23 protein-coding genes are annotated in these 25,919 nt (G+C 71.7%); 8 read left to right on the top strand and 15 right to left on the bottom strand.

What is annotated here, in order from left to right; all coding sequences use genetic code 11:
• Positions 1-118: 118 nt before the first annotated feature.
• The 4 genes from ACZ63E_RS42760 to ACZ63E_RS42745 all read right to left on the bottom strand — a co-directional run bounded on the left by ACZ63E_RS42760 (position 119) and on the right by ACZ63E_RS42745 (position 6,151).
• Entirely contained in the window at positions 119-2,365 is a 2,247-nt protein-coding gene (locus tag ACZ63E_RS42760) for a bifunctional SulP family inorganic anion transporter/carbonic anhydrase (protein WP_465342035.1), read from the bottom strand.
• 218 nt (positions 2,366-2,583) lie between these two features.
• A complete protein-coding gene (locus ACZ63E_RS42755) occupies positions 2,584-3,864 on the bottom strand; it encodes an adenosylmethionine--8-amino-7-oxononanoate transaminase (RefSeq protein ID WP_465342034.1) in 1,281 nt (426 codons plus the stop codon).
• A 652-nt stretch (positions 3,865-4,516) separates the two neighbouring features.
• A complete protein-coding gene (locus tag ACZ63E_RS42750; RefSeq protein WP_465342032.1) occupies positions 4,517-5,716 on the bottom strand; it encodes a cytochrome P450 family protein in 1,200 nt (399 codons plus the stop codon).
• A gap of 21 nt (positions 5,717-5,737) precedes the next feature.
• Complete coding sequence (locus ACZ63E_RS42745; RefSeq protein WP_465308123.1) at positions 5,738-6,151, bottom strand: SRPBCC family protein; 414 nt, start codon at positions 6,149-6,151, stop codon at positions 5,738-5,740.
• A 64-nt stretch (positions 6,152-6,215) separates the two neighbouring features.
• On the opposite strand from ACZ63E_RS42745, the gene ACZ63E_RS42740 reads away from it, so the two are divergent.
• Positions 6,216-6,839, top strand: a complete 624-nt coding sequence (locus tag ACZ63E_RS42740; protein ID WP_465308124.1) for a nucleoside/nucleotide kinase family protein — start codon at positions 6,216-6,218, stop codon at positions 6,837-6,839.
• On the opposite strand, the gene ACZ63E_RS42735 is transcribed toward ACZ63E_RS42740, so the two are convergent.
• The 4 genes from ACZ63E_RS42735 to ACZ63E_RS42720 form a co-directional block, all read right to left on the bottom strand.
• Positions 6,836-7,993, bottom strand: a complete 1,158-nt coding sequence (locus tag ACZ63E_RS42735; protein WP_465342031.1) for a glycosyltransferase family 4 protein — start codon at positions 7,991-7,993, stop codon at positions 6,836-6,838. The genes ACZ63E_RS42740 and ACZ63E_RS42735 overlap by 4 nt on opposite strands.
• A gap of 82 nt (positions 7,994-8,075) precedes the next feature.
• On the bottom strand, positions 8,076-9,128 hold the full coding sequence (locus tag ACZ63E_RS42730) for a C40 family peptidase (RefSeq protein WP_465342030.1): 1,053 nt from the start codon (positions 9,126-9,128) through the stop codon (positions 8,076-8,078).
• 423 nt (positions 9,129-9,551) lie between these two features.
• Positions 9,552-9,809 (bottom strand): hypothetical protein, encoded by a 258-nt coding sequence (locus ACZ63E_RS42725; RefSeq protein ID WP_465308130.1) that lies wholly within the window; start codon positions 9,807-9,809, stop codon positions 9,552-9,554.
• 68 nt (positions 9,810-9,877) lie between these two features.
• Positions 9,878-11,281, bottom strand: coding sequence for an NYN domain-containing protein (locus ACZ63E_RS42720; protein ID WP_465342029.1), 1,404 nt, complete (start codon positions 11,279-11,281; stop codon positions 9,878-9,880).
• A 99-nt stretch (positions 11,282-11,380) separates the two neighbouring features.
• Between ACZ63E_RS42720 and ACZ63E_RS42715 the strand changes: the two genes are divergently transcribed.
• Positions 11,381-13,084: a DEDD exonuclease domain-containing protein gene (locus ACZ63E_RS42715; RefSeq protein WP_465342028.1), complete on the top strand. Its 1,704-nt coding sequence runs from the start codon at positions 11,381-11,383 to the stop codon at positions 13,082-13,084.
• 417 nt (positions 13,085-13,501) lie between these two features.
• Positions 13,502-13,783, top strand: a complete 282-nt coding sequence (locus tag ACZ63E_RS42710; protein WP_465342124.1) for an Lrp/AsnC family transcriptional regulator — start codon at positions 13,502-13,504, stop codon at positions 13,781-13,783.
• A 151-nt stretch (positions 13,784-13,934) separates the two neighbouring features.
• On the opposite strand, the gene qcrB is transcribed toward ACZ63E_RS42710, so the two are convergent.
• The 4 genes from qcrB to ctaE form a co-directional block, all read right to left on the bottom strand.
• Positions 13,935-15,620: a cytochrome bc1 complex cytochrome b subunit gene (gene qcrB / locus ACZ63E_RS42705; RefSeq protein ID WP_465342027.1), complete on the bottom strand. Its 1,686-nt coding sequence runs from the start codon at positions 15,618-15,620 to the stop codon at positions 13,935-13,937.
• On the bottom strand, positions 15,617-16,771 hold the full coding sequence (gene qcrA, locus ACZ63E_RS42700) for a cytochrome bc1 complex Rieske iron-sulfur subunit (RefSeq protein WP_465342026.1): 1,155 nt from the start codon (positions 16,769-16,771) through the stop codon (positions 15,617-15,619). Before qcrA ends, qcrB begins: the two co-directional genes overlap by 4 nt.
• Positions 16,768-17,586 (bottom strand): cytochrome bc1 complex diheme cytochrome c subunit, encoded by an 819-nt coding sequence (gene qcrC, locus ACZ63E_RS42695; protein WP_465342025.1) that lies wholly within the window; start codon positions 17,584-17,586, stop codon positions 16,768-16,770. The genes qcrA and qcrC overlap by 4 nt, the downstream gene beginning before the upstream one ends.
• Positions 17,587-17,647: 61 nt before the next feature.
• A complete protein-coding gene (gene ctaE, locus ACZ63E_RS42690; protein WP_465342024.1) occupies positions 17,648-18,274 on the bottom strand; it encodes an aa3-type cytochrome oxidase subunit III in 627 nt (208 codons plus the stop codon).
• Between the two features lie 105 nt (positions 18,275-18,379).
• Between ctaE and ACZ63E_RS42685 the strand changes: the two genes are divergently transcribed.
• The 3 genes from ACZ63E_RS42685 (at position 18,380) to trpD (ending at position 20,299) form a co-directional block, all read left to right on the top strand.
• Positions 18,380-18,793: a hypothetical protein gene (locus ACZ63E_RS42685; protein ID WP_465342023.1), complete on the top strand. Its 414-nt coding sequence runs from the start codon at positions 18,380-18,382 to the stop codon at positions 18,791-18,793.
• Between the two features lie 61 nt (positions 18,794-18,854).
• Positions 18,855-19,259: a hypothetical protein gene (locus ACZ63E_RS42680; protein ID WP_465308292.1), complete on the top strand. Its 405-nt coding sequence runs from the start codon at positions 18,855-18,857 to the stop codon at positions 19,257-19,259.
• 5 nt (positions 19,260-19,264) lie between these two features.
• Positions 19,265-20,299, top strand: a complete 1,035-nt coding sequence (gene trpD, locus ACZ63E_RS42675) for an anthranilate phosphoribosyltransferase (protein WP_465342022.1) — start codon at positions 19,265-19,267, stop codon at positions 20,297-20,299.
• Here the strand turns inward: trpD and ACZ63E_RS42670 are convergent, their stop codons facing one another.
• On the bottom strand, positions 20,300-21,199 hold the full coding sequence (locus tag ACZ63E_RS42670; RefSeq protein WP_465342021.1) for a DMT family transporter: 900 nt from the start codon (positions 21,197-21,199) through the stop codon (positions 20,300-20,302). It abuts the gene before it with no gap.
• Positions 21,200-21,282: 83 nt separating this feature from the next.
• Between ACZ63E_RS42670 and ACZ63E_RS42665 the strand changes: the two genes are divergently transcribed.
• Positions 21,283-22,242, top strand: coding sequence for a GlxA family transcriptional regulator (locus tag ACZ63E_RS42665; protein ID WP_465342123.1), 960 nt, complete (start codon positions 21,283-21,285; stop codon positions 22,240-22,242).
• A gap of 53 nt (positions 22,243-22,295) precedes the next feature.
• Here the strand turns inward: ACZ63E_RS42665 and ACZ63E_RS42660 are convergent, their stop codons facing one another.
• The gene (locus ACZ63E_RS42660) at positions 22,296-22,724 is read right to left on the bottom strand and encodes a cytochrome c oxidase subunit 4 (RefSeq protein ID WP_465308156.1); all 429 of its coding nucleotides are present in this window, start codon (positions 22,722-22,724) and stop codon (positions 22,296-22,298) included.
• A 33-nt stretch (positions 22,725-22,757) separates the two neighbouring features.
• The gene (gene ctaC, locus ACZ63E_RS42655) at positions 22,758-23,702 is read right to left on the bottom strand and encodes an aa3-type cytochrome oxidase subunit II (RefSeq protein ID WP_465342020.1); all 945 of its coding nucleotides are present in this window, start codon (positions 23,700-23,702) and stop codon (positions 22,758-22,760) included.
• A gap of 185 nt (positions 23,703-23,887) precedes the next feature.
• On the opposite strand from ctaC, the gene asnB reads away from it, so the two are divergent.
• The gene (asnB, locus tag ACZ63E_RS42650) at positions 23,888-25,822 is read left to right on the top strand and encodes an asparagine synthase (glutamine-hydrolyzing) (RefSeq protein WP_465342019.1); all 1,935 of its coding nucleotides are present in this window, start codon (positions 23,888-23,890) and stop codon (positions 25,820-25,822) included.
• Positions 25,823-25,919: the final 97 nt, after the last annotated feature.

Here is a 25,919-nt window from a genome sequence, read left to right as displayed (position 1 = left end):
GGCGGGGTGGGGTCGGGGAGGAAGGGGGGGGTGGGGGGGGGGGGGGGGGGGGGGGGGGGGGGGGGGGGGGACCCACCCCCCCCCCCCCCCCACGACCAGCCGCGGCAGACCGCCCCGGTCAGTGCTCCAGCGCACCCGCCGGGACGAACCCGCGGGCCGCATCGTCCAAAAGGGACACTTGCGCGGCGCCGACGTCGAAGTACATCCCGGTCAGCCGGAGGCCGCCGCGGGCCAGGGCCGCGGCGACCACCGGGTAGCCGCGCAGGGTTTCCAGCTGCTGCACCACGTTCTGCAGCGCGAGCTGGTCGGCCTCCGCGGCCGGCCGCTCACCGCCGAGCAGCAACGGCGCTTCGCGGGCCCGGCGCCGCAACGTCGCCTCACCGTGCCGCAGCCAGCTGCCGAGCTGCTCCAGCCCGTCCGGCGCCCGGCCGAGCAGCGCCTTCATCGCACCGCAGCCGGAATGCCCGCACACCACGATCTCGGCGACCCCGAGCACCCCGACGGCGTACTCGATCGCCGCGCCGACCGACGAGTCGTCGCCGTCGGCCGGCGGCACGAGGTTGCCGATGTTCCGCACCGTGAACAGGTCCCCCGGCCCGCTGGTGGTGATCAGGTTGGGCACGATCCGCGCGTCGCCGCAGGTGATGAACAGCGTGTGCGGCTGCTGCCCGTGCGCCAGCCCGCTCCACGTGTCCCTCAGCAGTGGCGCGGTCCGGCGCTGGAACTCCGAAGCGCCGCGGCACAGCAGCGAGCTCGCCGTGCGCTGAGCGGGCAGCACCACGTGCTCGGCCTGCCACTGCGACCACGGCGCGAGCCACCGCGGCACCACCCGCGCGGCCACACTGCGGCGCACGGTCGGCGCGCTCGAGCCGCCGCGCTCGTACCAGGGGTGCCCGATCTCGTCGACCGTCACCGGCCCGGCGTGCGCCTGCTGCCAGCCGCGCAGGCAGTCGAACGCGGCGTGGTCGAGGTAGTCGACCAGCAGCTCGAGCCGGACGTCGGCGTGCGGGGGCACGTCGGCGAGCACACGGGTCAGCCGCGGCACGGACAGGAACGTCAGCGCGCCTTCGATGACCACGCGGTGGCGGTCGCCGTCCTTCTCGGTGCTCTCCCTTTCGACGTGAATCCCGGAGAAGATCATCCGCCGCAGCATCAGCGCGAGCGCCAGCAGGATCCCCGCGGCGACACCGGTGAGCAGGTTGACCGCGACCGCGCCGGCCAGCGTGACGACGTACACGGGCAGGTCGCCGTGGCGGCGGACCTCCTTGAGCCCATGGAGGTTCACGAGCTTCGCTCCGACGTACACCAGCAACGCGGCCAGCGCGGCGAGCGGGATCAGCCGCAGCACGCCGGTGAGCAGCAGGCACGCGACGAGGATCCAGACGCAGTGCAGGATCGCCGACATCCGGGTGCGCGCGCCCGCCTCGTAGTTGGTCATGCTGCGCACGATGACGCCGGTGACCGGGAACCCGCCGAGCGCGCCGGCGGCGACGTTCGCCGCGCCCTGCCCGATGAGCTCGCGGTCGAGGTCGGTGCGCGGGCCGCCGCGCAGCTTGTCCACCGAGACCGCCGAAAGCAGGCTCTCCAGACCGGCGATCAGCGCGATGGTGAGCGCGGCGGTGGCGAACCCGGCCCAGCCGCCGTCCGGCAGCTGCGGGACGACGTGCAGGGCCGGCAGCCCGGCGGGGAGGTCGACCCGCGGCAGGGTCAGGCCGGCCGCGACGGCCAGGCCGGTGCCGAGCGCGACCGCGGCCAGCGGTGCGGGCACGCGGCGGACGACACGCGGAAGCCGTGGCCACACCAGCAGCACCGCGAGGGTGACCACGCCGACGAGCACCGCCTGGTCGTGGTGGGCGGCGATCTGGCCGGGCAGCGCGAGGACGTTGGCCGGCGCGGAGCCCTGCGCCGACCCGCCGAGCACCACGTGGAGCTGGCCGAGCACCAGCGTCACGCCGATGCCGGCGAGCAGGCCGTGCACGATCGCGGGGGACACCGCGAGCGCGGCGCGGGCGAGGCGGGTGAGCCCGAAGAGGATCTGGAGCAGGCCGGCGGCGACCGTGATCGCGCAGGTGACCGGCCAGCCGTGGGTGGCGATCGTGTCGGCCAGCACCACGGTGAGGGCGGCGGACGGCCCGCTGACCTGCAGCGGCGATCCGCCGAAGAGACTCGCGACCAGCCCGCCGACGACGGCGGAGATCAGGCCCGAGAGCAACGGCGCCCCGGCGGCGAAGGCCACGCCGAGGGACAGGGGGACGGCGACGAGGAAGACGACCACGGAGGCCGGGAGGTCGTGCTTGAGGTTCTCCAGGAGGTTCGGGGGCTTCGGCGGTCCGGTGTCGTGTTCACCACGAACGATCTCGATCATGGGGGCAGGATCGCCGAAACGCCGCAAAAAGTCCGCTACGCAAGCATTTCTCGCGTTTGCCGCGGTACGGATCGGTGGGGACCGGCGGGCATTTCAGGTGAAAGCCGCGCGACGCGGCTCCGCCTATCGCGTGGTGTGGATCTTGCTCCGGCACGGACAGCGACGATGAGGGACCTTCGGGTCTCGCTGTGCCCGTGGTCACACCCGATGTGCTGAATTCACGCCTTTTCCGCCACCGCAAGCATCGCGCGGGTGATCACGGCGAGGTCGTCGTCGGTCGCGACGTACGGCGGCATCGTGTAAACGAGGTCGCGGAACGGGCGCAGCCACGCGCCGTGCTCCGTGACGACCTCCGTCGCCACCGCCATGTCCACCGGGTGGTCGAGCTGCAGGACGCCGATCCCGCCGAGCACCCGGACGTCGGCCACCGGACCCAGGTCGCGCGCCGGCGCGAGGCCGTCCAGCAGAGCCTTCTCGATGCGCGTGACGTCGTGCTGCCAGCCGCCGTCGGCGAGCAGGCCCAGCGACGCGTTGGCGATCGCCGAGGCGAGCGGGTTGCCCATGAACGTCGGGCCGTGCGCGAGCACCGGCAGCTCCCCGCGCGAGATGCCGGCCGCGACCTCCGGGGTGCACAGCGTCGCGGCCATGCTCAGGTAGCCACCGGTGAGGGCCTTGCCGAGGCAGAGCACGTCCGGCGTGACGCCCGCGTGCTCCGCGGCGAACAGCGCGCCGGTGCGGCCGAACCCGGTCGCGATCTCGTCGAAGATCAGCAGCACGCCGTGAGCCTCGGTCAGCTCCCGCAGCGCGCGCAGGTACGCCGGGTGGTGGAAGCGCATGCCACCGGCGCCCTGCACGACCGGCTCGACGATCACCGCGGCCAGCTCCCCGGCGTGCCGGGCGATCGCCTCGGCCAGAGTGTCCACATAGGACTGATCCGGCGGCGTGTCGAAGCCGGCCGGCGGCATCGGCACGAAAACCTGCTCCGGCAGCACGCCGCGCCACAGCGAGTGCATGCCGCCCTCGGGGTCGCACACGCTCATCGGCGTGAACGTGTCACCGTGGTAACCGCCGCGCCAGGTCAGCAGCCGGCGCTTCTCCGGCAGCCCGCGGGAACGCTGGTACTGCAGGCACATCTTCGCCGCGACCTCGACCGACACCGAGCCGGAGTCGCAGAGGAACACGTGCTCCAGCCCGTCCGGCGTCAGGTCGACGAGCGTCTTCGCCAGCGTGATCGCCGGTTCGTGGGTGAGGCCGCCGAACATGACGTGGCTCATCCGGCCGGCCTGGGCGGTGAGGGCGGCGTCGAGGACCGGGTGCCGGTACCCGTGGATCGCCGACCACCACGACGACATCCCGTCGACCAGCTCCCGGCCGTCGGCGAGCTTCAGCCGCACCCCGCTCGCCTCGGTCACCAGCAGCGAAGGCACCTTCGCCGGCATCGGCGCGTAGGGGTGCCACACGTGCTGGGCGTCGAGCGCGAGAAGGTCGGCGGAGTCCATCCGCCGACCCTAACCCGCTGAGGCCGGCTGCCTCGTGAACACCCAGCCGTTCTGGTTCATGGCCTCCGAAACGACGTACACCTGCCGGTCCCCCACCAGCACCCACGGACCGGCCACCGACAGCCGGTAGGCCCGGCGATGGTGAGGGTCCCCTCGGCGCCGGTCGTCGCGGTGAGCGCCCGGCCGGTGTCGATGTCGGTGGCCGTCACGGGTTCTCCGGGCAGGCCTTCGCCGGTCTCGGTGACGATCCGGCCGGCGCGTTCGGTGACCGTGCCGGGCACCTCGAACGTCCGGGTCTCCCCCGGGTCTCGGTCCCGTTCAGCCGCAAAGCCGGACCCGCGAGTCGCCCTCGTACGGCGTGACAAAGCCGCCGGTCAGCATGAACTCGCGGGTCTCCCCGGCCTGGAAGTACCCGCCGGGCCCAGGTCACCCCAGCCCGAGTCCACCCGGAACCGCGTGCCGCCCTGCTGGTCGACGACGCCCCCGGCCACGTAGGCGGTCTCGCCGTCGTTCGTGACCGTGTACTCGACGGTGACCGGTCCCCCGGCGGGAACGGCCCACCTCCGACGACGGCGGCGCCCCGGAAGTCGTAACCGGCCGCCGTCGCCGGGACCGTCAACGGAGCCTCCCGGCCGCTACCGGGTGAAGCGCGTCACAGCCGGACGGGCAGCGCCTCCAGTCCGTGCACCAGCGAACTCTTCCGGTAGACCAGCTCGTCCGGTTTCGCGTCCAGCGCCAGGTCCGGGAACCGGGCCAGCAGCCCGCCCAGCGCGATCTCCGCCTCCAGCCGGGCCAGCGGCGCGCCGACGCAGTAGTGGATGCCGTGCCCGAAGGCCAGGTGCCCGCCCGCCGCGCGCGTGATGTCCAGCCGGTCCGGCTCCGGGTAGCGCTCGGCGTCCCGGTTCGCGCCCAGCAGCGAGACGAGCACGAACTCGCCTTCCGGGATCGTCACGTCGCCGACCTCGACCGGCTCCGCCGTGAACCGCAGCGTGGCCAGGTGGATCGGGCCGTCGAAGCGGAGGAGCTCCTCGACCGCGTTGGGCAGCAGCTCCGGCTCGGCGCGCAGCCGGGCGAGCTGCTCCGGCTCGCGCAGCAGCGCCAGCACGCCGTTGGCGATCAGGTTGACCGTGGTCTCGTGCCCGGCGACCAGCAGCAGGAACGCCATCGAGACCAGCTCCGGCTCGGACAGCGAGTCACCGTCGTCGGTCGCGTGCACCAGGTCCGACAGCAGGTCGTCGGCCGGCTCGGCGCGCTTCTGCGCGATGAGGGCCGTGAGGTAGGCGAACATGCTCTGCGCCGCGTGCTGCGCGTCCTGCGGCGCCGACGAGCTCAGCAACGTCTTCGACCAGGCCGAGAAGTCGTTCCGGTCCTCCGCGCGCACGCCCAGCAGCTCGCAGATCACCGTGATCGGCAACGGCGCGGCGAACGACGGCAGCAGGTCCGCCCGCTCCTGCCCGGCCAGCCCGTCGAGCAGCTGCGCGGTGATCTCCTCGACCCGCGGCCGCAGCCGGGCGACGGTGCGCGCCGTGAACGCCTTGTTCACCAGCTTGCGCAGCCGCGTGTGGTCCGGCGGGTCGGAGTTGAGCATGTGGAAGCTGAGGTCCGGCGCCAGCCCGCCCTGCTCCAGCTCGCCGGGCGGCAGCTTGGCCAGGAACAGCTCACGGGCCCGCGCGCTGTTCTTCTGCAGCCGGGGATCCGCGAGCAGCGCCCGCGCCTGCGCGAAGTCCGTGACGATGAAGCAGTCCAGGCCGCGGGGCATCCGGGCCCGGCGCACCGGGCCGCCCGCGCGCAGCAGCTCCGCGAACAAGTGCGCGTCCTGCGCGAAGTCCTCCGCGATTTCGAAGCTCGTCATCCCGCCCCCATGAAGTCCGCCTCAGCGCTCGGCGAGTGCCGCCACCACGCGCTCGGTCACGTCCTGCCAGTATGCCCGCTGTTCCTCGCGCTCTTCCGCGTCCGCAAGCCATTCCTGGTGGAAGACGAGCTTGGTCTTGACGCCCGACGCGCTCAGCCGCACCTGCACGGTCGAGTCGTGGTCCCAGTCGCTCGGCCGCCAGGTGAGCCGCACCCGGTCACCCTCGACGAAGCTGCGGATCTCGCCGACCGTGCCGTTCGCCGTCTCGTACTCCGCGCCCTTCTCCCGCGGCAGCTCGACCCCGGGACCGAGCCAGATCGCGACCCCCTCGCGGCTGACCAGGAAGTCCCAGACGTCCGCGCCCGGGTACGGCACGGTGCGTGAAACGCCTATCTCCCAACCGACATCGGCCGTCTTCCCCACTGAAGAAGTCATGCCGCCATCCTCCCACCGGGGTACGACGGAAACCGTCCCCGGTCCGGGTGCAGGATCGGGAACCGTGCGCTACCGCCCGATCTCCCCCGCCGTCCTGGCCGAAGAACTGACCGAACGCGTCGACGCGCTCACCGGGCGGCGCCGGATCGCCGTCGCCGTCGACGGCGCGGCGGGTGCGACGGAAACCACAGAACTCGCGAACGCCCTGGTCGACCCGCTGCGCCTGCGCGGCCACGCGACCCTGCGGGTGTCCGCCGGCGATTTCCTGCGCCCCGCGTCCCTGCGTTTCGAGCACGGCCGCACCAACCCCGACGCCCGCTACACCGACTGGCTCGACCTCGGCGCCCTCCGCCGCGAAGTGCTCGAACCGCTGGCCGACGGCGGTTCCGGCGAGGTCCTGCCCTCGCTGTGGGACGCCGGGCGCGACCGCGCGACCCGGGCCGAGCGCGTGCCGGTCCCCGAAGGCGGCGTCGTGCTCCTCGACGGTGAGCTGCTGCTGGGCGCCGGCCTGGCCTTCGACCTGGCCGTGCACCTGTGGCTCTCCCCCGCCGCCCTGCGCCGCCGCGTGCCGGACGCCTGGGCGCTCCCGGCGTACGAGCGCTACGAGGAGGAGGTGGACCCGAGCTCGCTCGCCGACGTCGTCGTCCGCGTCGACGATCCGCGGCACCCGGCGCTCTACACGCCTTAGCGGACGACGGCCACCGGGTCGCCGTCCAGCAGCCCGGACAGCCGCGCGGCCATGACGTCCCACCGCCAGTTCGCGGTCACCCACTCCCGGCCCGCCGCGCCCATCCGGCGCGCGCGCACGGGGTCCGCGAGCAGGCTCGCGACGGTTTCGCCGAGCTGGCCGACGTCCCGGCCCTCGACCACGTGCCCGGTGACCTCGTCGAGCACCGCCTCGGGCGCGCCGCCGGAGTTGCCCGCCACCACCGGCAGGCCGGTCGCCGAGGCCTCCAGGTAGACGATGCCGAGCCCCTCGACGTCGAGGCCCTTGCCGCGGGTGCGGGCCGGCATCGCGAAGACGTCCCCCGCGGCGTAGTGCGCCGGCAGCTCCGCCCACGGGACCGATCCGGTGAGCACGACGTCGCGTTCCAGGCCCAGCTCGGTGACCAGCCCGGCGAGCGTCTTGCGGTATGGGCCGCCGCCGACGATGAGCAGCGCCGCGTCGGGGACCCGGCGGCGGATGGCCGGCAGCGCCCGGATCAGCTGGTCCTGGCCCTTGCGCGGGACCAGCCGGGACACGCACACGACGGTCGGGCGGTCCCCGAGGCCGTGGCGGGCGCGGATTTCCGCGCGGCCGGCGGGATCCGGTTTGTACATCTCGGGGTCCACTCCGGACGGCAGCAGCTCCAGCCCCGCCATCGGGCCGAACGCGGCGGCGAACCGGCCGCGGGTGTAGCGGCTGACGTAGGTGACGACGTCCACGGTGTCGCCGATGCGCCGCAAGGCCTGGCGTGAGCCCGGGAGCATCGACCAGCCGACTTCGTGGCCGTGCGTGGACGCCACGACGCGCCTCGCGCCCGCCTGGCGCAGGGAGTGCCCCAGCAGCGCCAGTGGCGCGGCAGCGCCGAACCAGACGGCTTCGCAGTCCCGCGCGCGCATGATCTGCTTCGCCCGGCGAAGCACGTCCGGCGTCGGCAGCATCAGCGACGTCGGGTGCCGGACGACCTCGAACGGCGCTTCGGCGTCGAACTCCTCGTGCGACCCCGTCCGCGACTCCCACGACGGCGCGTAGACGACCAGGTCGTCCGCCGGCAGCCGGGTGGCGAGGGAGTTCAGGTAGTTCTGGATCCCCCCGGGCCGCGGCGGGAAGTCGTTGGTCACGAGGAGGGTCTTGAGCACGCCCCAGAGGCTAGCTGCCCCGGTAAACGCCGCAGGGGCGGCACCGCGTGTGCGGTACCGCCCCTGCGAAATGCTGCGAGGGTCACGAAGTCGGGCGACGTGCTCCCGCGTACTGGCTCTGCAGCGGCGAAATCTTCACGACGTCACCGGTGTCGGGCGCGTGCACCATCTTGCCGTTGCCGACGTACATGCCGACGTGCGAAACGGGCGTGTAGTAGAACACGAGGTCGCCCGGCTGCAGCTGGTCCCGCGGCACCGCGGCGCCGAAGGTGGACTGCTCGCGGCTCGACCGCGGCAGGGTGAGACCGGCCTGCTTGTAGGCCCACAGCATCAGGCCGGAGCAGTCGAACGAGCTGGGCCCGGTGTCGCCCCAGCCGTACGGGCTGCCGAGCTTGCTCAGCGCCGCGTCGAGGGCCTTCTGAGCGGCCGCGGTGGGGGCCGCGAGCCCGGGAGGCGCCGAGCCGGTGTCGCGCTGCGAGGCCTTGTCGAGGGCGCTCAGGCTCTTGTTGGCCGCCTTGAGCTGGTCGATCTGGTCGTTGAGCGTCTTCTGCTTGGCCTTGATGTCTTCGGTCAGCTTCGCCGCCGCGTCACGGGCGTCGGTCGCCCGCTTCGCCGCGTCGGTGGCCTTGTTCGTGGCATCGGTGGCCTGGCGGACGGCGCCGGTGAGGTTGCCCATCGCGCCGTTCTTCTCGGTCGCGATGACCTCGAGCGCCGAAGAGCGGTCCAGGAAGTCCTGCGTGGACGTGCCGGCCAGCAGGGCCGAGAGCTTGTTCAGCTGGACGCCGCTGGTGAACGACGCGCCGGCGAACTTGTCGACCTCGGTCTGGTACTTCTTCTGGTTCTCACTCGCCTGGGTGGCCAGGCCCTTCGCCGCGTTGACGTCGTTGGTGGCCTTGTCGAGCTCGCCCTGCTTGGCCTTCAGGTCGTCCTGGGCCTTGAGCAGGTCTTCGTTGAGCTTCTCGGCCTGCGCCGCGAGGTCGCGGTACTGGGCAAGGGCGTCCGAGCCGGTGGGCGGGGCCTGGAGGACGGGGACTGGGGCGGCGGTGGCCGTCGGCTGGGCGAGGGTGACGAGGGTGATCACCGAAGCCGCCGCGAGGGCACCTGACACCACGCGCCTGACTGGATGCGACTGCACGGTCGCGCGGGTCTCCTTTGCGTCTCGGCCGCCGTCGGGGACCGGGGCTCGAAGAGGCCGGGGGTTCCTCTTCGCCGCTTGTCCCGCCGCCCGCACGCGTTCTCCCGCAACAGGTGAAGCGCGCGATGGGTGGTTCCGGTTCCCAGCTTCCCGACAAAGCTGCGTCCGGCGGCGATCTCGCGTCGCCGCCTGGTTCGACGGCCGGGGGCCACGAGATCTCGGACAGGTTACGAAAAGACCGCCACCGCGTCCACCACCCCCCGGCCAAAAACTCTGCGTAGCGCCCCGAAACACCATCGGACCAGCGAGGGAGAAATGCTGTGACGGGCGTTACACGCTGGGGTTTCTCCGGAGACCGTTTCGACTACCTACCGTTCACCCGATCCGATCGACCATTCGGCGCGCCGACACGAAACGGGCGTGTCAGGCGGTCCACCCGACCGGTCCCTCGACCAGGCGCAGCCGCGGCACCATCCCCGCCTCGGCCAGCGCGTCCACGGCGCGGCGCTCGTCGGCGTCCCACACGACGGCGGGCGGCGCGCCGAGCAGCACGCTCACGACGCAGTCGTGGCAGGAGATGCCGCGCACGACGCAGCGGTCGCAGTCGACCACGACGTTCTCGATGTCGGAAACCGAAATGTGCGAGACGTCCACTTCGGACAGCTCGGGGGTGTCGGCCATGTGGTCCTCCTCACGTCGGAACTGCTTCGAGGAGGACGGTAGGCGCCACCACCGACAGTTTCCGGCGGTCAGACCCGGCTGAGGCGGTTGACCAGCACCGCGGACGGCGTCGGGTGGGCCCCGCCGCCGCGGACCGAGTCCGCCACGGCACGGTCCGAAGTGGCCACCACCATGGGCCGGCCGGCGGGCTCGGCCGCGACGAGGTTGCGGATCACGTCGTCGGCGAGGACCCCGCGGTCGGAGAACAGCACCCGCACCCCGCGGGGCACCGAAGCCGGGACCGAGAGCACACCGGCGCCGTCGAAGACGACCGTCACCTCGGCCGAGGTGCGGGCGGCCAGCGCGGACAGCTGGTGGATCAGCCGGTCGCGCTGGTCGGCCAGCGCGAGCTCGGGGTAGCCGGTCTTCGTGACGTTGTAGCCGTCGACGATCAGGTGCACGTTGGGCAGCGCGAGGTAACGATCCAGGGTGGACACGTCGGCGATCTTGCCGCCCTGACCGGTGCCGGCGCTGGCGCCGCGGACCATGTCCGCCGGCCGGGCTCCGCGGGCGCCGAGCGCGAGCTCGCGGCGAAGGCCGGTGACCGCGCCGTCGATCGTGTCGACCAGCAGGGCGAGGCGGACTTCGTCGGCTTCGCGGGCTTCGCGCGCGGACTGCCGGGCGATCTCGGCGTCGGCGACGGCTCGTTCGGCGCGGGCGCGTTCGTTCGCGACGCGCTGGCGTTCGCGGCCGAGCTGCGCGGTGAGGGCCGCGATCTCCTCGACGTGGACGGCGCTGCCGCGGTCGGCCTCGGTGGCGGCCGCCTGGGCCGCGTCCTTGGCCTGGCGGAGCTGGACGCCCTGTTCGCGAAGTCGCTTCAAAAGTTTATCGACTTCACCTTCGCGCTCGCCCCGGGCGCTTTCGGCGACCTGCTTGGCCTCCGTGAGCTCGGCGCGGACCTGGGCGAGCTCGGCTTCGAGGCGCTGGGTGCGGGCGAGCGCGGCGTCCCGCTCGGCGCGCAGCGCGTTCTCCTCGGCGTTCTTCGCGACCAGCCGGACGCGCCCGGCGGCGCCGGACTCCCCGAGCAGGACCGCGGCGGCCGCGGCGGCGACGGAGTCACCGGCGTTGGGGTCGAGGGCGTCCGTGCGGTGCTCGCGCAGCCACTCGATGACGGCGGTCCGGAACTGCGAAGACTCGCCGAGCGAGGTGAGCAGGGCGCCGCCGCCGAGCTTGGCCCGTTTGGCCGGGGCGAACTTGGCGACCGGCCGCAGCTGGCGCGGGACGTCGGTGGCGGGCAGCTTCGCGACGGCGGCCGCGGCCAGCTCGGCGATGCGGTCGCGGACGGGTTCGGGCAGGGCCGGCCAGGTGGCGGGCTCGGGGTGCCCGCCCTCGCCGTCGAGGACCGGGCCGTCGGCCGGCTCCGGGCGCGGCGCGACCCCCGAGGGACCCACGGGGTCCCCGGGCGGCTCCGGCACGAGCGGCTGCGGGTGCATTGGTCCAGGGTAGGCCCCGCCCCCGCATCCCGCCCCGCGCGCCACTCGTAGCGCGTGCCCGGCCCGAAACTGTCGGTGGTCGCCTCTACTGTCTCGCACATGCGTTCGGTCCAGGCACAGCTCGCGTTCGACGAGCTCGGAACTCCCTTGCGGGACACCACTTTCGTCGTGTTCGACCTGGAGACGACCGGGGCCCCGCCCGGGCCGAGCGGCATCACGGAGATCGGCGCGGTGAAGGTCCGCGGCGGTGAGGTGCTCGGCGAGTTCGCGACCCTGGTGAACCCGGGGATGCCGATCCCGCCGCAGATCGTCTCGCTGACGGGCATCACGCAGCTGATGGTCTACGACGCGCCGCCGATCGAGGAGGTGCTGCCGGCGTTCCTCGAGTTCATCGGGGGTGCGGTGCTGGTGGCGCACAACTCGGGGTTCGACACGTCCCACATGCGGGCGGCGTGCGAAGGACACGGCTACGCCTGGCCGAAGGCGACGGTGGTGTGCACGGTCCGGCTGGCCCGGCGGGTCGTCCCGCGCGACGAGGTGGGCCGCTACAACCTGACGGCGCTGGCGATGCTGTTCGGCGCGCGGACCCGCCCGACCCACCGGGCCCTGGACGACGCGCGCGCGACCGTCGACGTGCTGCACGGCCTGCTGGAGCGCGTCGGCAACCTCGGGGTGCATTCGCTCGAGGAGCTGATGAGCTACCTCCCGGAGGTGACGGTCGCCCAGCGCGCGAAGCGCCACCTGGCGGCGGACCTGCCGTCGGCCCCGGGCGTCTACCTGTTCAAGGGGCCGAAGGAGGAGGTCCTGTACGTCGGCACGGCGAAGGACCTCCGGCGGCGCGTGCGGACGTACTTCACCGGCTCGGAGGGGCGCAGCCGGATCCGGGAGATGGTCGCGCTGGCCGAGCGCGTGGACCACGTGGAGTGCGCGCATTCGCTGGAGGCGGAGGTCCGCGAGCTGCGGCTGATCGCGGCGCACCGGCCCGCGTACAACCGGCGGTCGAAGAACCGGCACCAGGGCTGGTGGATCGGGCTGACGGAGGAGGCGTTCCCCCGCCTGTCGGTGGTCCGGCTGCCGCGGCCGGGGGTGCTGGGTCCGTTCCGCAACCAGGCCGACGCCCGCGCGACCGCCGACACGCTGGCGGGCGCGTCGGGACTGCGGACGTGCACCCAGCGGATCTCCCCCCGCACGGCGAACGGGACCCCGTGCGTCCTGGCGGAGCTGGGCCGGTGCGGAGCGCCGTGCGCGGGGCGGCAGAGCGTGGAGGCGTACGTCCCGGCGGTGGAGTCGGTGTCGGGGCTCATCGCGGGCTCGGACGGCCGCCCGCTGCACACGGCGGCCGCGCTGGTGGAGCGTCTGGCGGAGGGCCGCCACTTCGAGCAGGCGGCCCGGCACCGGGACGAGCTGGCGGGGCTGATCCGGGCGTTGGGAAGGGCGCACCGGCAGGGGTCACTGGCATCGATCGGCGAGCTGATCGCGGCAGGCCCGGACGGCGGGGGTGGCTGGGAGCTGGCGGTGATCAGGTACGGGCGGCTGGCTTCGGCGGGAGTGGCGCGTCGCGGGGTGCCGCCGATGCCGGTGGTGGAGGCGTTGGTGGCTTCGGCGGAGACAGTGCTGCCCGAGCCTGGGCCGCTGCACGGGGCGCCGCCGGAGGAGGTGGGGGTGCTGCTGCGCTGGCTGGCTCGGCCGGGGGTGCGGCTGGTGCGCACCACACGGCCGTGGGCGGAGCCGACTGCCGTGGCCGGGTGGCGAGGGTGGCTGGATCTGGTGGCGGAGGCGCATTCCCTGGAGCACGTGAGCTGAGGAGACGGGGAGCACTGCCGAGCTGGCGCGGAGGTGCCCGAACGCCGACGCGGCGCTCACCACCGGAACCGCCGTCGGAGTGGCCCCGGACCTGGCGGCCGACGCGATCAGCGAGTGGCTGGAGGTGCTGTCCGGCCGGGCTTCACCGAGCTGCACGGCACCGGCCAGACCCTCCAGCTCGCCCCGGAGCACGGCACCGGTTGGCTGATCACCCGCGAACCCGGTGGGGTCCGGTGGACCCGGGAGACGAGCCGCGCCGACGTCACGGTGACCGGGCCCGTCCAGGACCTGCTGCTGGTCCTCACCCGGCGGCTGCCGGCGGAGCGCGTCACGATCACCGGTGACCGCGCCCTGGCTGGCGAACACCGCCGCCTAGGATCGCCTGCGACACCCGCAGACGAGTCTTGGAGGACCCAGGTGATCACCGCGATCGTGTTGATCCAGGTAGAGGCGGAGTCGATCCCGGACGCGGCGCAGGCGATCGCCGACATCGACGGGGTCGGCGAGGTCTACTCGTGCGCCGGGGACGTCGACCTCATCGCCACCGTGAAGGTGTCCGCGCACGAGGACCTCGCCGACCTGATCCCCGGCCGGATCGGGAAGGTGCCGGGGGTGCTCGACACCGTCACGCACATCGCGTTCCGGTCGTACTCGCGCGCCGACACCGAGCAGGCCTTCGCGATCGGCGCCGAAGACTGACCGAGGCCCTCAGCTGCCCTCAGACGGCCGGGACACGCCTGTGGGGTGCCAGGGCCGGCCGAGGGGGAATCGCGCGCGCAGCGGCTGAACCCGCACACGACAAAGGCCACCCCCGGGGACTTCCGGAGGTGGCCTTCGTCGTGTGCGGGAACTAGTGGTCCGAGCCCTTGGCGGTCTCGACGCTCTCGATCTCGCCGTGCTGCCCGTTGCCGTTCGAGTGGCCGTTCGAGTGGCCATTGCCGTGCCCGTTGCCGTGGGCCCGCTGCAGCGCGGCGGTCTCCTCGGCCGGGTCCGGCGACCAGAACGTGCCCGGGACGGCCTGACCGGCCGAGCCCAGCTTGTTCATCTTCTTCGGCACGGACGCGCCCTGGTACTCGAGCGGGATCGCGTGGCCGTGGCTGTCGACGCCGGCGAGCGGCTGGTGGATCTCGATGAACTCACCGTGCGGCAGCCGCTTGATGATGCCCGTCTCGACGCCGTGCTCCAGCACCTCGCGGTCGGCCCGCTGCAGGCCCAGGCAGAGCCGGTAGGTGAGGTAGTAGGCGATCGGCGGCACGAGCAGGACGCCGATGCGGCCCGCCCAGGTCGTCGCGTTCAGCGAGATGTCGAACTGGTCGGCGATGATGTCGTTGAAGCCCGACAGCTCGATGACCATGAAGAAGCCCAGCGCCATCGCGCCCAGCGCCGTGCGGACCGGGACGTCCCGGGGCCGCTGGAGCAGGTTGTGGTGCGCGGTGTCCTTGGACAGCTTCCGCTCGAGGAACGGGTAGGTCAGGAACAGGCCGAACAGGATCGGCATGCCGACCGCGCCGGGGAAGAACACCGCCGGGATCGTGTAGTTCCCGAGGTAGACCTCCCACGCGGGCCAGATCCGGAGCATGCCGTCCGCCCAGGCCATGTACCAGTCGGGCTGGGAGCCCGCCGAAACCTGCGCCGGGTTGTACGGGCCGAAGTTCCACACCGGGTTGATCTGGAACAGCCCCGACATGAGCGCCAGCACGCCGATGACCAGGGTGAAGAACGCCCCGCCCTTGAGCGCGAAGTACGGCATGATCCGGACGCCGACGACGTTGGTCTCCTTGCGCCGCACCCCCGGGAACTGGGTGTGCTTCTGGTACCAGACCAGCGCCAGGTGCGCCCCGACCAGCGCGAGCATGATGCCCGGCAGCAGCAGGATGTGCAGCGTGTACAGCCGCGGGATGATCTGGTCACCGGGGAACTCCCCACCGAACAGCGCCCAGTGGATCCAGGTGCCGGCCACCGGCACCGACAGCACGATGCCCGACAGCGTCGCCCGGATACCGGTGCCCGAGAGCAGGTCGTCCGGCAGCGAATACCCGAAGAAGCCCTCGAAGCAGCCGAGGATCAGCAGCAGACCACCGATCACCCAGTTGGCCTCACGCGGACGCCGGAACGCGCCGGTGAAGAAGATCCGCAGCATGTGCACGGCCATCGACGCGACGAAGATCAGCGCCGCCCAGTGGTGCAGCTGCCGCATGAACAGGCCACCGCGGACGTCGAAGGAGATGTCCAGCGTCGTGCGGAACGCCTGGGACATCTCCAGGCCCTGCATGTTCTTGAAGCTGCCGTGGTAGACGACCTCCTGCATGGAGGGGTCGAAGAACAGCGTCAGGTACACACCGGTGAGCAGCAGGATGATGAAGCTGTAGAGCGCGATCTCGCCGAGCAGGAACGACCAGTGCGTCGGGAAGACCTTGTTCATCTGGTGCCGCAGGCCCTTGGCCGCGTGGTAGCGCTGGTCCGCGTCGTTCGCGGCGGTGCCCAGCGCCTTCTCGACCGGGCTCGACCCCTTGGTCGGCGTGGTGAGTGAACTCATGACTTACGCTCCCAAAAGGCCGGACCGATGGCCTCGTTGAAATCGCCTCGCGCGATCAAGTATCCCTCTTCGTCCACTGTGATCGGTAGTTGCGCCAGCGGACGGGTCGCCGGGCCGAAGATCGGCTTGGCGTAGTGGAGCGCGTCGAACTGCGACTGGTGGCACGGGCAGAGGATGCGGTTGGTCCGCTGCTCGTACAGGGAGGTCGGGCAACCGACGTGGCTGCAGATCTTCGTGTACGCGTAGTAGTCGCCGAAGTTGTAGTCTTCCTGGCCGGCCCGCTTGACGACCTTGGCGGCGTCGGTCGGGCGGAGGCGGATCAGCATGACCGGGTTGTCGACCCTGGTCAGCGCCGCGGCGAGCAGCTCCGGCTTGTCCTTCTCGGAGTCGCGGTACGGGAACACCGTCTCCATCGCGCCGGCGTCGAGGTCCTCGGCCTTGACCAGGCTGACCTTCTCGCCCTCTTCCAGCGGCTTGCCGGTGTTGCGGCGCAGGTAGACCTTCTCGCCCGGGAAGTTCGGCTGCCAGCCGGTGTGCCACAGCGAATCGCGGCCCTCGGTGTCCTTCCACGGGTTCTTGATGAAGGACGCCAGCGGCAGCGCGGCGGCCGCGAGGCCCAGCGTGCCGGCCCCGGCGATCGCCGAGCGCTTGATCAGCGACCGGCGGGCGATGGTGCTGCGGTTGCCGGCGTCGGCCAGGTGCGCGATGAACGTCTGGCGGTCGACCTCGGCCGACCCCTTGCCCTCGCCGTCACCGCGCTGCTGCACCGCGACCTCGGCGGGCACGAACTTCTTCGTGTACAGGATCACGCCGATGCCCAGGCCGAGGATGGCCAGGCCGAGCGTGATGCCGAGCATCGGGGTGTAGAGGCTGTACCAGAAGTGGCCGCTCTCGTTGTCCGGCGCCTCGTACTGCCACGGCCACCAGATGAGCGAGACGACGAACCCGAGCCCGGCCAGCGCGGACAGGCCGAACCAGAACGCCACCAGGCGCTCGGCCCGCTTCTCCGCGCGGGTGCCCTCCACGGGCCACGGCGTCGGGTACTCAACGATCTCGACACCGTCGAGCGCGCCGCCCAGCTTGACCAGCTGGTCCCGGTCCATCTCAGCCAGCTCCGCCTCGGACGGCGGCTTAGGCCCCTCGGCACTCATGCCTTCGATCCAATCCACAACGTCACGCCGATCAGCGCGGCGATCCCGACGATAAAGGCGATGACGCCCTCCGAAGCGGGGCCGACCCCGCCGAGGCCGCTACCACCCGGGTCATTGTTGCCGTCGGACACCGACTTCACGTAGGCGACGATGTCCTTCTTCTCCTCCGGCGACAGCTGCCGGTCGGAGAACTTCGGCATGTTCTGGGGGCCGGTGAGCATGGCCGTGTAGATCTGCTCTTCGCTGGCCGGGTCCAGGTTCGGCGCGTACTTGCCCGCCGACAGCGCGCCGCCGCGGCCGGTGAAGTTGTGGCACGACGCGCAGTTGAGGCGGAACAGCTCGCCACCGCGGGCCGGGTCGGACCCGCGCAGGGCCTCGCCCTTCTCCGCGGGACGCTGCACGCCGCCGCCGTGCGCCTGGATGTAGGCGCCGACCGCGTCGATCTGGGCCTCGGTCAGCTTCGGCGGCTTCCGCTCGACCTGCGCCTCCTGGCGCGCGGCGGGCATGCGGCCCGAAGAGGTCTGGAAGTACACCGCGGCGTCGCCGATGCCGATCAGGCTCGGGCCGCGGTCCTGCACGCCTTCGAGGTTCGCGCCGTGGCACGCGATGCAGGTGTTGTTGTAGGTCTGCTCGCCGAGGCGCAGCTGCGCCGGCGTGCCCTGGGCCTGCGCGGTCTGCGGCTCGGGGGCGAACACGGCGTACAGGGCGCCGGCGCCCACCAGCGCGATACCGAGCGCGAGCAGGCCGGCGAACCGCCTCCGCAGCTTCGACCGCGCGCGGTAGCGGCGCTCCGAGGACTTGGTGCTGGTGGTCATCTTGCGGCAACCCTTGCTGTCAGTTCAGGCCGATGGTGAAGGTGGTGGCGGCTGGGCGGACCTACGGAAGGAGGTAGATCACACCGAAGAGGCCGACCCACACGATGTCGACGAAGTGCCAGTAGTAGGACACGACGATCGCCGACGTGGCCTGGGCGGGCGTGAACTTGCTCAGTTTCGTGCGGATGAGCAGGTACACGAAGGCGATGAGCCCGCCGATGACGTGCAGGCCGTGGAACCCGGTGGCGAGGTAGAAGACCGTGCCGAACGGGCCGGACGGGATCGTCAACCCCTCTTCGACCAGGTTGTGGTACTCGTTGGCCTGGCCGCCGACGAAGATGGCGCCCATGATCAACGTGACGATGTACCAGCGGCGCAGGCCGTAGACGTCGCCGCGTTCGGCGGCGAACACCCCGAACTGGCAGGTCAGCGAGGACAGCACGAGGATCACCGTGAACGGGATCGCGTACGCCACGTTGAGGTGGAACTCTTCGCCGTGCAGACGCGGCGGCCAAGTCTCGCCGACGGCGTTCTGCGCTTTGACGGTGAAGAACATCGCGAACAGTCCGGCGAAGAACATCAGCTCGCTGGACAGCCACACGATGGTGCCGACACTGACCATGTTCGGCCGGTTCAGCGAGTGGACCCGCTGACTGATGGTGGGAGCTGCCGTTGTCACGCGTCGCATTATGTCCTCCCGCACCGTCGTCCCGCCGGGTGGGTCCACGGCAAGTCGCGTGCGGAGCCGATCACACTCCCCGAAACCGGCACGGCGGAAAGGTGAGAGCTACTCATGGGTTTACTCGACCGGCTGCGTGACCTGGTCAAGAAGGGCGAAACCGCCGGTCTGACGCCCGGAACACCCGGGTTGAAGATCGTCGCCGAGGCCTTCGACCCGGTCGTCGCGGACTCCGCCGTGCTCGCCGGTTCACCTGACTGGGTCAGCAGGGCACCGGCCGTCCTGCGGCACCACCTGCTGCTCCCGCCGGGCCGGCTGGCCGAGGCGGCGTCGATCCTCGCCCAGGACGGCTACGAGCTGCGAGAAGAGTCACCCGACGGGGAGCTGACGCGGGTGCTCGCGGTGCGCGTCCAGGTGCTCGACGCGCTCCACTGCGCCCAGGAACGGTCTCGGATGGCCGGCCTCGCGCAGCGGCTGGGCGGCGACGCGCTCGGCTGGGACGCGCTCCAGCCGGAGCCGACCGCGTGATGTCGGTCTCGGCCGATACGATCGAGCCGGCAAGCTGGTGACGAAGACGGAGGCGCGCTCAATGGCCGAGCAGTCGATGCGGGTTCTGGTGTTCAGCCACAAGGCGGAGGTGCGCGAGGCGATCGTGAACGCGGTCGGCCGGCGGCCCGCCGCCGATCTCGGCCGCGTGACCTACATCGAGGCGGCCGGGATCGCCGACGTGCTGTCCGAGGTCGACGCGGGCAACGTCGACCTCGCGATCTTCGACGGCGAAGCGCAGCCGACCGGCGGCATCGGCCTCTGCCGGCAGCTGAAGGCCGAGATCGCCGAATGTCCCCCGATCGTGGTTTCCGTGCGGCGGAAGGACGACCGGTGGCTGGCCACCTGGTCGCAGGCGGACGCCGTGCTGGTGCACCCGCTCGACCCGCTGACCGCCGCGGAGACCGTCGCCGACGTGCTGCGACGGGTCCCCGTCGTGAACGGCTGAGCCCGGTGGCCACCCCGGTCCCCCGCACCTGGCCGCCGCTGCTCAAGCAGCTCATCGCCCGTGTCGACCTGTCCGAGGACGACACGGCGTGGGCGATGGACCAGATCATGGGCGGCGCGGCGAGCCCGGCCCGGATCGCCGGGTTCGCGGTCGCGCTGCGCGCCAAGGGCGAGACGCCCGCGGAGATCGCCGGCATGGCCGCGACGATGCTGGCGCACGCGCGCCGCGTCGAACTGGACCGCCCGGCCGTCGACATCGTCGGCACCGGCGGTGACGGCTCGAACTCGGTCAACATCTCGACGATGGCGACGATCGTCACGGCCGCGGCGGGCGCGCCGGTGGCCAAGCACGGCAACCGCAGCGCGTCGTCGAAGTCCGGCGCGGCCGACGTCCTGGAGACGCTCGGGGTGCAGATCTCGCTGCCGCCGGAAGACGTCCAGCGCAGCCTCACCGAGGTCGGCGTCGGGTTCTTCCTGGCCTCGGCGTTCCACCCGGCACTGCGCCACGCCGGCCCGGTGCGCAGCGAGCTCGGCGTGCCGACGACGTTCAACCTGCTCGGCCCGCTGACCAACCCGGCCCAGCCGGGCAGCGCGCTGATCGGCTGCGCGTACCCGGACAAGACCCGCGTGCTGGCCGAGGTGTTCGCCCGGCGCGGCACGACGGCCCTGGTCGTGCGCGGCGACGACGGCCTCGACGAGATCACCACGACCACCACGACGTCGGTCTGGCAGGTCTCGGGCGGCACGGTCACCGAGCGCACCCTCGACCCGGCCGACCTGGGTGTCCCCCGCGCGACGGCCGACGACCTGCGCGGCGGGGACGCGGCGGCGAACGCCGAGGTCGTCCGCGCGCTGGTGGCCGGCAAGGCGGGCCCGGTCCGCGACGCCGTGCTGATCAACGCGGCGGCGGCGCTGGCGGCGTTCACGGGCTTCTCGGGGTCCCTGGAGGACGATCTGCGCGCGGGCCTCACCCGGGCCGCGGAGGCGATCGACTCGGGCGCCGCGGCCGCGCTGCTGGACCGCTGGATCGCCTTCCGCTGATCAGCCTTGGCGAACCGGTGTCGGCGGCTCGGTCACGGGCGCCGGCCGCCGCTGGGGCGCCAGGGCGGCGGCGAGCACCGCGAGCATGCCCAGCGCCTCCGGCCACGTCGGGCGGTGGCCGTAGAAGGCGATGTCGACCAGGACCGCGACCACCGGGTAGACGTAGGACAGCAAGGCCACGGTCGTGGTGGGCAGCTTGCCGATGCTGGCGTAGATGAGCACGTACATCAGGGCCGTGTGCACGGTGCCGAGCAGCACCAGCCACAGCAGTCCCGACGTCGTCGACGGCAGCGGCGTCACCAGCAGCACCGGCGCGAGCAGGACCGCGCCGACCGTCGTCTGGACGGCCGCGAGCAGGTGCGGGCGGATGTGCTTCAGCTGCTTCGCGACGAAGGACGCTCCGGCGTAGAGCAGCGCCGCGCCGAGGGCCAGGCCGATCCCGGCGAGCTGCACGGGCTTGCCGTCCTCGCCGTGCGCCGACAGCGAGATCAAGGCGACCCCGCCGAACGCGATCCCGGCCCGGACCAGGTGGCTCTTGGCGAACTTCTCGCCGAGGAACGCAGCCGCCAGGCCGACCAGGATCAGCGGCTGCGTGTGGTAGACGACCGTGCTGACCGAGATCGACGAGAGCGCGTAGGACGCGAACAGCAGCACCCAGTTGCCGACGAGGAACAGCCCGCCCAGCACGGCCAGCCCGAGGTCGCGGCGCGACGGCCGCCAGGCCTGCAGCCAGCCGCGGGAGAGGCACCAGAGCACCAGCAGCGTCCCGCCGACGAAGCAGCGCGCGAACGCGACGGCCGGGGCGGCCGCGCCGCTCTCGAGGACAACCGCGCCGATCGTGCCGGACATCGCCATCGCCGCCGACCACTGCAGCAGCGGGCGGGTTTCGGAGTTCATCATGCCGACCAGGTTCGTCCGGCTCGCCGACGTCGACCAGTGTCAGAGATGACAATGACCGCAAAACTTGTGACATGCTGGCGGCCATGGACGTCAACCGGGTCGCGGTGGTGCTCGCCGACCGCGTTTCGCCGTTCGAGCTGGGGGTCGCGTGCGAGGTGTTCGGCACCGACCGCGCCGCCGACGGCATCGAGGGCTGGGACTTCGGCGTCTGCTCACCGGACGGCTCCGCGGTGAGCAGCTGGTCGGGGTTCGGGCTGTCCGGGCTGCGGAGCCTCGGCTTCGCAGCTTCGGCCGACCTGCTGATCGTGCCGACGTGCGCGCCCAGGACGGCGCCCCCGCCCGAGCCGGTGCTGGACGTCCTGCGGGACGCGGCGGGCCGCGGGGCGTGGGTCGCGGGGTTCTGCGCGGGGGTGTTCACCCTCGGCTACGCCGGGCTGCTCGACGGCCGGCGCTGCACGGTCCACTGGGTCTACGAGACGGAGTTCCGCGCCCGCTTCCCGGCGGCTTCGGTCGACCCGCAGGCGTTGTACGCCGACGACGGCGGCATCCTGACCAGCGCGGGCACGGTGGCGGCGGTCGACCTGTGCCTGCACCTCGTGCGCCGGCTGCGCGGGGTCGCGGCGGCCACGACGCTCGCCCGGCGGATGGTCGCGGCCCCGCACCGGGCCGGCGGTCAGGCCCAGTTCGTCCAGGCCCCGGTCCCGGCCACGGCGGCGGCCGACGACGCGGTCGTGGCGGAGGCCCTGGAGTGGGTCGAACGACGACTGGACCAGCCGTTCACGGTGGCGGAGCTGGCCCGCCGCAGCGGGCTGGGCGAGCGGACGTTCCTGCGCCGGTTCTCGGCGGCGACGGGCACGACCCCGCACCGCTGGCTGACCGAGCGACGGCTGGACCGCGCCCAGTCGCTGCTGGAGGAGGGCCGGCTGTCGGTGGAGGACATCGCGACGGCGTGCGGGTACGCGTCGGCGGCGGCGTTGCGGCACCAGTTCACCCGGCTTCGCGGAACCAGCCCGTCGTCCTACCGGACCGCGTTCCGGGGCTGAACGCGGAACCGACCGCCACGCGTGCGCGCGGCGGCCGGTGCGGTCTCTGCAGATCAGTCCTGGTGCGACGGTCCGGTGTGGTACTCGAACACCAGGCCGCCGATCGTGATCAGCAGCGCGACCAGCGCGATGACCAGCAGCCAGATGTGGAAGAACGCCAGCGCCAGCGCGGCGAGCGCGGCGGTGGCCGCCATGCTGACCGGCCAGTAGCTGCCCGGGCTGAAGAAGCCCACCTCACCGGCGCCGTCGCTGATCTCGGCGTCCTCGTGGTCTTCCGGGCGCGGTTCGATGCGCCGGGAGACGAACTGCATGTAGCTGCCGGCGAGGAACGCCAGACCGCCGGTCAGGATCAGCGCGACGATGCCGACCGGCTCCGGCCTGCCGCCGAAGTCCTTGTCCCACACGGCCCACACCCAGTACACGCCCGCCATGAGCACGGCGAAGACCGCCACGATGAAGAAGATGCGCGCTTCGACCTTCATGGGTCTTTTTCCTACTCCCTGTGTGGCTGCGTGTCAGTTGGACGCGGTCCGCGCCGTGCGGTCGGTGTTGAACGGCTGGGTGGTGACCGCGTGCGGGGTGCACAGCTCGCCGCAGTTCATCTTCGTGAGGGCTTCGGACGCGGTGAACGTCTGGCCGGTGGCCGGGTTCACCTGCTTGCGCAGAGCGATGTACGCGTCGTACTTGTCCGGGGACAGCGCGCGGACCTCGAAGTTCATCACCGAGTGGTAGGTGCCGCACAGTTCCGCGCACCGGCCGACGAAGGAGCCCTCGCGGTCGATCTTGTTCTGGAAGGAACTGTTCTGGTTGTTCTTGTCCGGGTTCGGGAAGACGTCCCGCTTGAAGTGGAACTCGGGCACCCAGAAGGAGTGGATGACGTCGGTCGAGAGCAGGTCGTACTGGATCGTCTTGCCGACCGGCAGCACCAGCAGCGGGATCTCGCCGGACGAGCCGACCGTGCTGACCTGGCCGCTGCCGTCGGGCTTCGCGGCGCTGGGGTCCTCGTACTTGAACTCCCAGTTCCACTGGAACGCCACGACCTGGACCTTGACGTCCGGGTTCGCGACCTTCGCCAGGACCTTGCCCTCCGTCATCGAGGTGAAGACGAACAGGACGCAGACCATGATCGTCGGGACGACGACGGTGAAGATCTCCAGCGGGATGTTGTACTGGAACTGCCGGGGCAGCTCCTCCGGCTCGCCGTCGGCCGTCTTCTTCTTGCGGTGGAACGTCGCGGTCCAGAAGATCAGCGCCCAGACGATGACGCCGACGACCAGCGCCGCGACCACGGTCCAGGTCCACAGGTTGCGCATGTCGTTCGCCTGCTCGGTGACACCGACCGGCCAGCCGAACCGCAGGATCTCGTCGCCGGAGCAGCCCGTCGCGGTCAACGCGACCAGCACGGCCAGCGCGGCTACGCGCAGAGTCCGCTTCCCCAGGGTGCGCTCGGGTTTTCCCACTGCGCCTCGCCCTTTCACCCAGAGCCTCCTACGACAGATCTTTGTGACAGGCCGGAGCCTAGCCGAGTTGGCGGAGTCCGCTGACCAAGGGGTAACCGTCGACGCGCGTGGTCCTCGCCACGGCCCGCCCGGCATACTGGGCGCTCCCCAGCCCCGCGAAGACCCGTGAAGGTGTGTGAGTACCCGTGTGCGGCCTGCTTGGACTGATCTGCGCGACCGAGACCGGTGCGGCGAACGCGCGTGACGCCGTCGGCGCGGCCATGCGCTGCCAGCGCCACCGCGGCCCCGACGAGCAGGACACGTGGGCCGACGCCGAGGTCGTCTACGGCTTCAACCGGCTCGCCTTCATCGACGTCGAGCACGCGCACCAGCCGCTGGTGTGGGGCCCGCCGGAGGCGCCGGGCCGGTACACGATGAACTTCAACGGCGAGATCTACAACTACCTGGAGCTGCGCGCCGAGCTCGCGGAGAAGCACGGCGCGAAGTTCGAGACCGAGGGTGACGGCGAAGCGATCGTCGCCGGCTTCCACTACCTGGGCGCCGACTGGGTCAAGCGGCTGCGCGGCATGTTCGCCTTCATGATCTGGGACTCCCAGGAGAAGCGCGTCTTCGGTGCCCGCGACCCGTTCGGGATCAAGCCGCTGTTCTACTCGGCCGGCCCCGGCGGCGTGGCGTTCTCCAGCGAGAAAAAGAGCCTGCTGGAGCTGTCGGACACCCTCGGCGTCGCGCAGGAGCTGGACCGCACGGCCCTGCAGCACTACCTGGTGCTGCAGTACGTGCCCGAGCCGGAGTCGCTGCACACCGCGATCCGCCGCGTCGAGTCCGGGACGTCGTTCGAGGTCGTGCCGGCCGGTGAGGTGAAGTTCACCCGCTACTTCCACCCGGAGTTCGCGACGAAGCCGGTCAACGGGCCGGCTGAGGCCGAAGCGCTGTACGAGCGCATCGCCGATGTGATGCGCGACTCGGTCGGCAAGCACATGATCTCCGACCCGGACGTCACCGTCGGCGCCTTCCTCTCCGGCGGCATCGACTCCACGGCCACCGCAACGCTGGCCAAGGAGCACAACCCGAACCTCATCGCGTTCACCACCGGGTTCGAGCGCGAGGGCTACTCCGAGGTCGACGTCGCCGCCGAGTCGGCCGCCGCGATCGGCGTGAAGCACGTGGTCCGCACGGTGTCGGCGGACGAGATGATGGAGGTCCTGCCGCTCATCGTCTGGTACCTCGACGACCCGGTGGCCGACCCGGCGCTCGTGCCGCTGTGGTTCATCGCGCGCGAGGCCCGCAAGCACGTCAAGGCGGTGCTGTCCGGCGAGGGCGCGGACGAGCTGTTCGGCGGGTACACGATCTACAACGAGCCGATCTCGCTGGCGCCGTTCGAGAAGATCCCGGGCGGGATGCGGAAGCTGATCGGCAAGGTGTCGACGAAGATCCCCGAGGGCACCCGCGGCAAGGACCTGCTGCGCCGCGGCGCGCTGCCGCTGGAGGACCGCTACTACGGCAACGCCCGCAACTTCCGCGACGACCAGCTGCGGAACGTGCTGAAGACGTACCAGGAAGGCATCGGCTTCAAGGACGTCACGGCGCCCTGGTACGACGTCTCGCGCGGCTGGGACCCGGTAGCCCGCATGCAGCACGTCGACCTCTACACGTGGCTGCGCGGCGACATCCTGGTCAAGGCCGACAAGGTCACCATGGCGAACTCGCTGGAGCTGCGGGTGCCGTTCCTGGACGCCGAAGTGTTCAAGGTCGCGGCGTCGATCCCGCTGGACCAGAAGCTCGCGCACGGCACGACGAAGTACGCGCTGCGCCAGGCCCTGGCCAAGATCATCCCGGCGCACGTGCTGAACCGCCGCAAGCTCGGCTTCCCGGTCCCGATCCGGCTGTGGTTGCGCAACGAGATGTACGACTGGGCGCGCGGGATCATCAGTGACTCGCGCACCGAGGAGCTGCTGGACAAGAAGGCGATCCTGGCGCTGCTGGAGGAGCACAAGGCGGGCCAGCTGGACCGCAGCCGCCAGCTGTGGGCGCTGATCGTGTTCATGCTGTGGCACGGCATCTTCGTCGAGCACCGGATCAAGCCGGAGATCCCCGAGCCGGTGTACCCGGTCAAGCTCTGAGGTCTGCCGCGGCCGGGGGGGGGGGGGGGGGGGGGGGGGGGGGGGGGAGAGAAAAAAAAAAAAAAAGGAGGGGGGGGGGAGGGGGGAGAAAGCATAA

This window comes from Amycolatopsis sp. NPDC104819 (assembly GCF_055583145.1).
The sequence above is the reverse complement of the archived record's forward strand: the minus strand, read 5'-3'. Positions and strand labels throughout refer to the sequence as shown.